7 protein-coding genes are annotated in these 9662 nt (G+C 70.9%); 4 read left to right on the top strand and 3 right to left on the bottom strand.

Annotated elements, in window-relative coordinates; genetic code table 11:
• Window positions 1–1764, top strand: a 1764-nt coding sequence (locus K8638_RS42775; RefSeq protein WP_223760550.1) for a thioesterase domain-containing protein, incomplete at its 5' end; no start/stop codon positions are given.
• Window positions 1765–1776: 12 nt separating this feature from the next.
• Here the strand turns inward: K8638_RS42775 and K8638_RS42770 are convergent.
• Window positions 1777–3168 (bottom strand): cytochrome P450, encoded by a 1392-nt coding sequence (locus K8638_RS42770; RefSeq protein WP_223760549.1) that lies wholly within the window; start codon window positions 3166–3168, stop codon window positions 1777–1779.
• Between the two features lie 268 nt (window positions 3169–3436).
• Here K8638_RS42770 and K8638_RS42765 point away from each other — a divergent pair, with 268 nt between their 5' ends.
• Together K8638_RS42765 and gspC are read left to right on the top strand one after the other, a co-directional pair.
• Entirely contained in the window at window positions 3437–4087 is a 651-nt protein-coding gene (locus K8638_RS42765) for a hypothetical protein (protein WP_223760548.1), read from the top strand.
• 30 nt (window positions 4088–4117) lie between these two features.
• Window positions 4118–5017 carry a type II secretion system protein GspC gene (gspC, locus tag K8638_RS42760; protein WP_223760547.1) on the top strand — a complete coding sequence of 300 codons (900 nt, stop codon included), beginning with the start codon at window positions 4118–4120 and terminating at the stop codon, window positions 5015–5017.
• 6 nt (window positions 5018–5023) lie between these two features.
• Here the strand turns inward: gspC and K8638_RS42755 are convergent, their stop codons facing one another.
• Entirely contained in the window at window positions 5024–6997 is a 1974-nt protein-coding gene (locus tag K8638_RS42755; protein WP_223760546.1) for an ABC-F family ATP-binding cassette domain-containing protein, read from the bottom strand.
• 254 nt (window positions 6998–7251) lie between these two features.
• Between K8638_RS42755 and K8638_RS42750 the strand changes: the two genes are divergently transcribed.
• A complete protein-coding gene (locus tag K8638_RS42750; RefSeq protein WP_370644249.1) occupies window positions 7252–8808 on the top strand; it encodes a protein kinase in 1557 nt (518 codons plus the stop codon).
• A 58-nt stretch (window positions 8809–8866) separates the two neighbouring features.
• On the opposite strand, the gene K8638_RS42745 is transcribed toward K8638_RS42750, so the two are convergent.
• Window positions 8867–9604 carry an NAD-dependent deacylase gene (locus tag K8638_RS42745; protein ID WP_223760544.1) on the bottom strand — a complete coding sequence of 246 codons (738 nt, stop codon included), beginning with the start codon at window positions 9602–9604 and terminating at the stop codon, window positions 8867–8869.
• Window positions 9605–9662: the final 58 nt, after the last annotated feature.

Raw genomic sequence — 9662 nt, 5'->3', positions numbered from 1 at the left:
GAGCTGTTCATCGGCGGCGTGGGCCTGGCGCGCGGCTACCTGGGCCGCCCGGAGCTGACCGCCGAGCGCTTCGTGCCGGACCCGTTCGCAGGGGCGCAGCCGGACCGCGCCAGCTCCTCGTCCGCGGATGATGCAGGGGCGCAGCCGGACCGCGCCAGCTCCTCGTCCGCGGATGATGCTGGGGCACTGCCGCACCGCGCCGGCTCCTCGCTCGCAGATGAAGCGGGGACGCATCGCACCAGGACCGCGTACGCGGGCGAGGACGGGGCGCGCATGTACCGCACCGGAGACCGCGTGCGTTGGCTGCCGGACGGCACGCTGGAGTACCTGGGCCGCACCGACTTCCAGGTGAAGCTGCGCGGCTTCCGCATCGAGCTGGGTGAAATCGAGGCCGTGCTCACCGCGCAGCCCGGCGTCCGTCAATCGTTGGTGCTGGTGCGCGAGGACCGGCCCGGCGACAAGCGGCTCGTCGGCTACGTCGTGCCCTCGGCGGAGCACCGCGGTGGCGAAGCCGTGCTCCCGTCGCTCGACACGGCGGCCCTGCGCGCCGCCCTCGCCTCTCGGCTGCCCGAGCACATGGTGCCCTCCGCCTTCGTGGTGCTGGACGCCCTGCCGCTGACGCCCAACGGCAAGGTGGACCGCAAGGCCCTGCCCATTCCCGAGACTCCTGCTCCCACTACCGGGTTCTCCGCCCCCCGTGACGTGCTGGAGCACACCCTGGCCGGAATCTGGGAGGAGCTGCTCGGCATCCATCCCGTGAGCATCCGCGGCAACTTCTTCGAGCTGGGCGGCCACTCGCTGCTCGCCGTCCAGCTCATGAGCCGCATCCGCGAGCGCACCGGGCGCGAGCTGCCCCTGGCCGCGCTGTTCCAGGCCCCCACCGTGGAGGGGCTCGCCTCGCTGCTGCGGCAGGCGCCCGCGCCCTTCTCGCCGCTGGTGCCCATCCAGCGCGCAGGCCGTTGCCGGCCGCTCTTCCTCGTCCACCCCGTGGGCGGCAATGTCCTCGCCTACGCCGAGCTGGCCCGGCGGCTCGGTCCGGATCAGCCCGTGTATGCCTTGCAGTCTCAAGGGCTCGACGGGCGGCAGCCGCCGCTGAGCACCGTCGAGGAGATGGCAGCGCTCTACCTGGAGTCGATCCGCACCATCCAACCGCAGGGCCCCTACCGCCTCGGAGGCTGGTCCATGGGCTCGCTGGTCGCCTTCGAGATGGCCCGCCAGCTCCAGGCCCGCGGCGAGGCCGTGGAGTTGCTCGCACTCATCGACCCCAGCCCCGCCAGCATGGACCGCGTGCGGGACGACGTGGACGACCCGCGGCAGGTGGTGGCCCGGTTCGCCAGCGACCAGACCCAGCTCGCCACGGGTGGGGCGTGGCTCCCGGACCCGGCGCTGCTGGAACAGGGCCCCGGCGCGGTGCTCCAGCACCTGCTGGAGGAGGGCCGCAAGGCGGGCCTGCTCATCCCGGAGGTGGGGCTACCGCAGGTGCGCACCCTCTTCGACGTCTTCGCCAGCAACCTGCGCGCGATGAAGCACTACGCGCCCTCGCCGTTCGCCGGCCGCATCGTCATGCTGCGTGCCACCGAGTCGCCAGCGGAGGCGCCTGACCGTGGATGGGGCGCGCTGGCCGCGCAGGGGCTGGTGCTGCACGACGTCCCCGGCAACCACTACAGCGTGCTTCGCGCGCCCCACGTCCAGCTCCTGGCGGAGCGGCTGGCCGCGCTGCTCGCGGAGGCCCGCCAGGACGGCGACGGGGTGTCCGCTGCGTAGACGGTTCCGACGTCAGGCCACCCTGGCGCCGGACCGCACCGGCTGCATCGCCGGCAGCACCTTCATCCAGAGGTTGACCGGGTAGTGGGTGCCGCCCGTGCTGGGGACGACCTTCCTGCCCGGAACAAGCTCGAGCCGGTAGCGCTGGAGCACCATCGACGTCACGAGCGTGCCAATGACAGAGGCCAGCATCATCCCGATGCAGACACGCTGCCCACCGCCGAAGGGCAGGTAGACGAACCGGGGCCGCGCCTGTACCTGCTCCTCGGAGAAGCGCTCCGGGTCGAAGGTCTCCGCGTCCTTCCAGTACTCCGGAATCCTGTGCATGACGTGGGGGCTCATCGTCACCCGGGTTCCCACCGGTACGTCGAAGCCGCCAATCGTGTCGTCCTTGATGGCGATCCGCGTGAGCTCCGCGGCGGGCGGATGGATGCGCAGGGTCTCACTGAAGACCTGGCTCACGTACTGAAGCGCCGGCAGGTCGTCCGCGGTGGGCGCCCGGCCCCCCAGCACCCGCCCCACCGTTTCGGCAGTGCGCTCGGTGATCTCCGGGTTCAGCGCCAGGCAGTACCAGAGCCACGCCAGACCGATTCCCGTCGAGGAGTGTCCCGCGAAGAAGAACTCGACGAGCTCATCGCGCACCTCCTGCTCGGTCATCGGCTCGCCCTTCTCGTCACGCGCGTCGATCAGCACGCCGAGCATGTCCTCCGGCTGCTCCGCCTGGGCCATCCGCCGGCGGACGGTCTCCCAGGCGAAGTCATTGAGCCGGCGCGCCGACTCCAGCGCCCGCGGGTTCCGGCGCCGGTGGTCCCAGCGCAGCACCGCCCGGGGGACCAGGAAGGGAACCTCCGCCACCAGCGGGCGCGGGCGGATGGAGGAACGCATGAAGTACCAGACCGCGTCCCGGAGCTCGTCCGTGGGGTCCTCGGAGAAGACGAGCTGCCCCATGAGGGTGATGACGGTCCAGGACATCTCCCGGAGGACATCCATCGGGGCGCCGCTCCGGAGGAAGGGCTCCCACCGCTGGTCGAGCACCCGCTGCACGGCGCCCACCATGCGAGGGACCTGGGACAGCAGCCGATCCCTCTGGAAGGCCGGCTGGCTCATCCGGCGGTGCCGCTTCCAGAACGCCCCGCTGCTGCTCGACAAGGCCTCGCCCGCGACGATGCCCCGGCGGATGGGCTCCTTCGGATAGTTCATCACCCCCTGGTCGACCAGGAAGTGCTTGATGAGGTTGGGACTGCTGATGAGGTAGTGCACCTTCCCCGGAAACGGCAGCGTGGCGACCTCGCCATAGCGCCGCGACGTCTTCTCGAGGAACGAGTTGAGGTCGCCCCCGGTGGTGACCATGTGCCAGATCAGCGAGGACAGCGACGGGCCGGGCGGAAGACGCGGTGGTGACATGACGGGGCTCGGTGGCACTCGACGCTAACACGCCACGAGCCCTATCGGACACGCGCCCCCAGGCTGGAACAAGCGCGAGCGTGACACAGTGACAGCCTGTCACTCGCCTGCTCCGTCTCCGTGACAGCGGGTCCGGCTCGCGGTGTCTTCCAGGAGCAAACCGCCTCCTCGCGGAGCCCGTCCTCCGAGGAGCGCCCCTCTCCGCCATGGCGCTGGCACCGCGCTTGCTCATCGTCTCCGTGTCTCTGACCCGAGAGGAGCCACGACGATGAAACGCTTCATCCGCAGTTACTTCTGGCTGTTGAGCGGAGCCCTCCTCCTCATCGCCGCGCCCGTGGCGGCGCGCACGCTGGACCTGCTCACGGACTTCGAGCTCACCCGGCTCATCCCCGGCCTCGCTCCGGAGCGCGCGCGCGGCGCCACCTCCGCCCCGGCCATCGTCATCGAGCGCGAGCGCATCACCGTCCCTGCCCAGGGACAGCACCTCGGCGACACAGCGGTCTCACGCGGCTCCCACGCCGCACCGGCATCGGCCCCGCCTTGCGGCACGCCCGCCGGAGCCTCCACACCGGACGACGGCATCCGGCTCGTCGGTGAGTACTCCTATGTGATTCCGAGCGCGGAGGTGGACGCGGCGTTCTCCCGCCTGGACGAACTGTCCACCCAGGCGCGCGTGGTGCCCGCCTTCCGGGATGGTCAGGCCCGGGGATTCAAGATGTTCGCCATCCGGCCGGACTCGCTCTACGCGAGGCTCGGGCTCCAGAACGGTGACGTGCTCCAGCGCATCAACGGGGTGTCACTCAACACGCCCGACAACGCGGTGGCCGTCTTCGAGAGCCTGCGCGGGGCCCGGAACGTCGAGCTGGACATCGACCGCCGCGGCACCGTCGTCCACATGGTCTACACCGTGGTGCGCTGAGTCCACGCGGCCTGGGGGAGGAATGACGCGATGGCACTCATCATCCGCAAGTACTTCTGGCTGGTCACCGGGACCTTCATCCTGCTCGCCGCGTTGCTGGCGGCGCGCACGGTCAATCTCTTCGTGGAGCTCGCGCTCGCCGCACCCCTCCCAGGTGCCGAACCCGCGCGCGCCCCACTCGCCGCGGTCGCCGAGGCGGCACCGACGCCACTGGACGGTGCGCGGCTCGCGACGCTCACGGGACTGCGCTTCGGAAAGGACGAACCCGCCGTGGCCGAGCCTCCGGCCGAGGTGGCCACCGGGCTCGTGAGGAGCGCGCTGCGCGTGAAGCTCCTGGGCACGCTGGTGGCGAATGACGCGCAGTGGTCCTTCGCGTCGGTCCAGGACCTGGAGACCCAGCGCGCGCGGAGCCTGATGGTCGGCGACGAGCTGATGGGCACGCGAGTCCTCTCCATCGAGCGTGAGCGCATCATCGTCTCCGCCAACGGCCGCGAGGAGTTCATCGACGGTGAGGCCTCACCCTCCGTCAACGCAACCCAGGCCCCCGCCCTGACCCGCACCCTGCCCGCCGGCAGCGCCGGTCCGGAGAGCGGCATCCGTGCCGTGGGCGAGCACGCCTACGAGATTCCAAGCACGGAGCTCCATCACGCAATCGAGAACGCGGGGGAGCTGCTCACCCAGGCTCGCGCGATACCGGCGTTCGAGAACGGCAAGCCGGTGGGCTTCAAGCTCGCATCCATCCGGCAGAACTCGCTCTACTCGAGAATCGGCCTCCAGAATGGCGACGTGCTCAAGCGCATCAACGGCCTGCCGCTCGACACACCCGAGCGTGCCCTGGAGGCCTTCGCGACGCTGCGCGAGGCCCGGCACATCGAGCTGGACATCACCCGCGCCGGTGGCGCGGTCCGCAAGGTCTACGACGTGCGCTGATGCCGCTCACCCGAGCGACGCGGACGCCTGCGCCAGCTTCTCCTGCGCTTCCTCCCACCGGGCATAGAGGCTCTCCAGCTCCTCCTTGCCGGCGCGGTGCGTGTCCATCAACGGCTTGGCGCGCGCGAAGTCGTTGTAGAGGGCGGGGTCCGCGAGCTGCGCCTCGCGCTCCTTCTGCTCGGCCTCCAGCGAGGCGATGCGCTCCTCCAGCTTCGCGATCTCCTTCTTGATGGGGCCCTCCACCACGCTGCGGCGCTGGCGCGCCTCGGCCTCCATCCGCTTGCGGTCCTTCTCCGTCATCGGCCCCGTGGACGACTTGTCCGCGCGGGCCGTCCCCGCCGCAGCGGCCTCCGCGGCCTCCGCCGCCTGCCGGAGCTGCTCCTGGTGGTACAGGTATTCGTCCAGGTTGCCCGGGTGCGGCGTCAGCTTCCCGTCCGCCACCTCCCACACGTGCGTGGACAGGCCGTTGATGAAGCTGCGGTTGTGGCTGACGAACAGCAGCGTGCCCGTGTAGCTCTTCAGCGCTTCGATGAGCATCTCGGACGAGTCGAGGTCCAGGTGGTTGGTGGGCTCGTCCATCAGCAGGAAGTTGGAGGGCACCAGCAGCAGCTTGGCCAGCGCCACGCGCGCGCGCTCACCGCCGCTGAGCACGCCAATGGGCTTGTCCACGTCGTCACCGCTGAAGAGGAACGCGCCCAGCACGCCGCGCACGTAGCTCTCCGGCTTGTCCGCCGCGAGCGGCCGCACCTCCTCGAGGATGGTGTTCTGCCGGTCCAGCTTGTCCGCGTGGTGCTGCGCGTAATAGCCCACCACCACGTTGTGCCCGAGCGTCACCTTGCCCGTGTCCGGTGCCAGCTCGCCCGCCACCATCTTCAGCAGCGTCGTCTTGCCCGCGCCGTTGGCGCCCACCACGGCGATGCGCTGCCCGCGCTCCACGCGCCCGGCGAGGCCGTCGTACACCGTCTGCGCGCCGTACCGCTTGGAGATGCCCTCCAGCGTCACCACGTCGCGGCCGCTCCGGTCCACCTCCGGGAAGCGGAACTTCATGGTGGTCCGCTCCTCGAGGACCTGCACCTTCTCCAACTTCTCCAGCATCTTCGCGCGGCTCTGCGCCTGCCGCGCCTTGGTGGCCTTGGCGCCGAAGCGGTCGATGAAGGACTGCAGCTCCGCGCGCCGGGCCTCCACGCGCTCGGCCCGCGCCTGGAGCAGCTCCTTCTCCTCGGCGCGCAGGCGCTTGTAGTCGTCGTAGTTGCCGGTGTACTCGCGCACGCCCTCCAGCTCCAGGGACACCACCCGGTTGATCTGCCGGTTGAGGAAGTCCTTGTCGTGGGAGATGAGGATCAACGCCTTGCGTGAGCGGCGCAGGAAGTCGTCGAACCACGCGAGCGTGGGGACGTCCAGGTGGTTGGTGGGCTCGTCCAGCAGCAGCAGGTCCGGGTCCTGGAGCAGCAGGCCGGCCAGGGCCGCGCGCATGCGCCAGCCGCCGGACAGGGCCGACGTGGGCTTGAGCAGGTCCGCGTCCCGGAAGCCGAGGCCCTTGAGGATGCGCTCGGCGTGGTGCTTGCCGTAGCGGTTCTCGAAGTCGTCCAGCTCCGCGTGCAGGTCCGCCAGCGACTGGGCCAGCTCGAGCTGGTCCTCCTCGTCGGTGGCGGCGGCGAGCGCCTCCTCGGTCTCCCGCAGCCGGGCCTCCAGGGTGTCACGGCCGGGCACGGTGCTCATCACCGCCTCCACCACCGTGCCGTCCGGCAGGCCGGCAATCTCCTGGGGCAGGTAGCCCGCCCGGGCCTTCCGGGCGTACTGCACCGTGCCCGAGTCCGGCTGATTGACGCCGGCCAGGATCTTCATCAACGAGCTCTTGCCCGTCCCGTTGGCGCCGACGAGACCTACACGGTCCCTGGGGCCCAGGGTGAAGTTGTCGTTGTCGAAGAGGACCTTCTTTCCGTAGGAGAGGCAGAGGTCCTGGGCGATGACGAGGCTCATGGCGGGCGGGGATGTAACAGCCCTCGGGCCCCTCGGGAACGTCCGATATGCCTGCCCGGCCGCTCCGGGGCCTTTCGAGCCCTTTCCGGACCCCGCCAGGGCCTGCCTATACTCCGTCCCACATGGCTGCCCCCTGCCCCCATTGCGGAAGTACCGACGGCGTCGACCACCTGTGCTCCGGCCAGAGCCTCCAGCTCCTCGGCCAGGTGCTCGACGGCCGGTACAAGATTGAAAGCGTCCTGGGCCAGGGCGGCATGGGCATGGTGTTCCGCGCCACGCAGACGTCCGTGCAGCGCCCGGTGGCGGTGAAGACGCTGAACCCGTCGCTGGCCGCGGCGCCGCAGTTCTTCGAGCGCTTCCGCCGCGAGGCGGAGATCGCCAGCCGGCTGCGCCACCCCAACGTCATCACCATCTTCGACTTCGGCCGCGCGCCGGACGGCACCTGCTACTTCGTGATGGAGCTCCTGCAAGGCGAGAGCCTCAAGGAGATCGTCAAGCGCGAGGGCCCCATGTCCCTGCGCCGCGCGGTGAGCCTCGTCGAGCAGGCCTGCCAGGGGCTGGCGCATGCGCACGCGGAAGGCTGCGTGCACCGCGACCTCAAGCCGCACAACATCATGGTGCAGCAGCTCAGCGGCAAGGACTTCGTCAAGGTCCTGGACTTCGGCCTGGTGAAGGCGATGGAGGCCGAGGAGGAGGAGCAGCTCACCTCCACCGGGCAGGTGCTGGGCACGCCGCAGTACATGCCGCCCGAGCAGGCCGGTGGTGAGGCGGTGGACCAGCGCTCGGACCTGTACTCCATGGCGGGCGTCCTCTACTTCTGCCTCACGGGCAGCTCGCCGTACGGCGCGAACACGGTGCGCAAGGCGCTCACCGCCTCGCTCACGCAGCCGGTGCCGGCCGTCAACAGCAAGCGCCAGGGCGCCCCGGTGCCGGCTTCGCTGGACGCGTTCTTCAAGAAGGCGCTCTCCCCCGAGAAGGAGGACCGCTACCAGAACGCGCAGGAGTTCGTCGACGCGATGCTGGACGCGGTGGCGGACCTGTCGCCCGAGGAGCTGGACGCGCTGCCCAGCGGCGGCTCGGCCTCCAGCGGCGCCGAGCGCGGCAGTGGCAGCAGGCCCGGCAGCCGTCCCGGCCGTCCGAACGGTGGGAGCGGCAGCGGCGTGCGGGCCTCCCGCGCGGGTGCGCCCGCCGCGGGCCGAGGCTCCACGCCGTCCAATGTCGTCGTCGCGAGGGGAGCGGCGGGCAGTGGCTCATCGCCCAGCCGCGCGCGCCCGGCCGCGCCCCGCGCCGCGCCCCCTCCTCCGGCTCCGCCTCCCGCGCCGGAGGGCATGTCCACCGGCAAGAAGGTGGCGCTGGTGGCGGTGCCGCTGGTGCTGCTCGGCGTCGGCGCGGCGGTGGTGCTGGGTGGCGGCGCGCGACAGGAACAGCCGCCCACGACGGAGGTGCGCAGCGGCGCGCCGTCCACGAAGCCCACGGCGGTGGCCGGAGCCAACACGGGCACCGCGCCGGCGGCGCAGGTCGTCAAGGTGGCGATCAACTCCAATCCCGCAGGAGCCGCCATCCTCCTCGGAGGCAACCGGCAGGTGGGCACCACGCCGGTGACGCTGGAGTTGCCGCGCGACAAGACGCATGAGCTGACCTTCGAGCTCGCGGGCCACCAGAAGGTGACGCGCACGCTCGACTTCAGCCTCATGGCGGGTGACACGCAGAACGTGGACGTGACGCTGGAGCCGGTGCGCGCCGCCGCGCCCTCCCGCCCGGCGAAGCCCCAGAAGCAGGGCGGAGGGCAGGACATCTCCATCTTCGAGTAGCCCCGCGCTCGCCCCCGCCGACTTCAGCTTCCTGCTGGGCGAGGCGCGGCAGGCCGCCTCACACCCGCTTCGCCAGCTTCGGGAGCACCTCGCCGCTCTTCCCGGTGACGTGGTGCTCGAAGCGGCTGGCGTTCTGCGCCGGGTCCAGGTTGACGAGCCACGTCTCCCCACCCGCCTCGGCCACCCGGTCGACGATTCCCGCGGCCGGGTAGACGACGCCGGAGGTGCCCGCCGCGAGGAAGACGAAGCGCCCGCCCGACGTGGAGCCGCGCAGCGCGAAGTCTTCGATGCGCTGCAGGTCATCCGGGTCCAGGTACTCGCCGAACCAGACGATGTGCGGCCGCAGCCTGCCGCCGCACGCGTCGCACGTGGGCACGGTGCCGTCCGGGTACACGGTGGTGTCGTCGAACGGGGGCCGCTTGCACTTGCTGCACCGCGTCTTGAAGAGGGTGCCGTGCATCTCCACCACGCGCTGGCTGCCCGCGCGCCGGTGCAGGCCGTCCACGTTCTGGGTGGCCAGGAGGAAGCGGTCGCCCAGGTGGCGCTCCCAGGCCACCAGCGCGTCATGGCCGGGGTTGGGGTGCACGGCGGAGGCCGCCGCGCGGCGCTGCGAGTAGAAGCGCCACACCAGCGCCGGGTCCTTCACGAAACCCTGGGGCGACGCCACGTCCTCGATGGGGTGGTTCTCCCACAGTCCGTCCATTCCACGGAATGTGGGGACACCGCTCTCGGCGGAGACCCCGGCCCCCGTGAGGACGAGCAGCCAGGTCTTGGAATCGAGAATGAGCTGCTCCATGACGCCTCCCGTGCGGCGGAAAATGATTCAGGGTATTGAGGGACGGCACCGTCGCCGG

Origin of the sequence: Myxococcus sp. RHSTA-1-4, assembly GCF_020037125.1 — a bacterium.
Classification (GTDB): domain Bacteria; phylum Myxococcota; class Myxococcia; order Myxococcales; family Myxococcaceae; genus Myxococcus.
Note: the sequence above shows the minus strand (reverse complement) of the source record. Positions and strands in the feature narration are given on the sequence as shown.

What these genes read in the sequence shown, in the direction of transcription:
- K8638_RS42770 (WP_223760549.1), bottom strand. Translation starts at nt 3,168, where the DNA reads ATGTCACCACCGCGTCTTCCGCCCGGCCCGTCGCTGTCCTCGCTGATC.
- K8638_RS42765 (WP_223760548.1), top strand. Translation starts at nt 3,437, where the DNA reads ATGAAACGCTTCATCCGCAGTTACTTCTGGCTGTTGAGCGGAGCCCTC.
- gspC (WP_223760547.1), top strand. Translation starts at nt 4,118, where the DNA reads ATGGCACTCATCATCCGCAAGTACTTCTGGCTGGTCACCGGGACCTTC.
- K8638_RS42755 (WP_223760546.1), bottom strand. Translation starts at nt 6,997, where the DNA reads ATGAGCCTCGTCATCGCCCAGGACCTCTGCCTCTCCTACGGAAAGAAG.
- K8638_RS42750 (WP_370644249.1), top strand. Translation starts at nt 7,252, where the DNA reads ATGGGCATGGTGTTCCGCGCCACGCAGACGTCCGTGCAGCGCCCGGTG.
- K8638_RS42745 (WP_223760544.1), bottom strand. Translation starts at nt 9,604, where the DNA reads ATGGAGCAGCTCATTCTCGATTCCAAGACCTGGCTGCTCGTCCTCACG.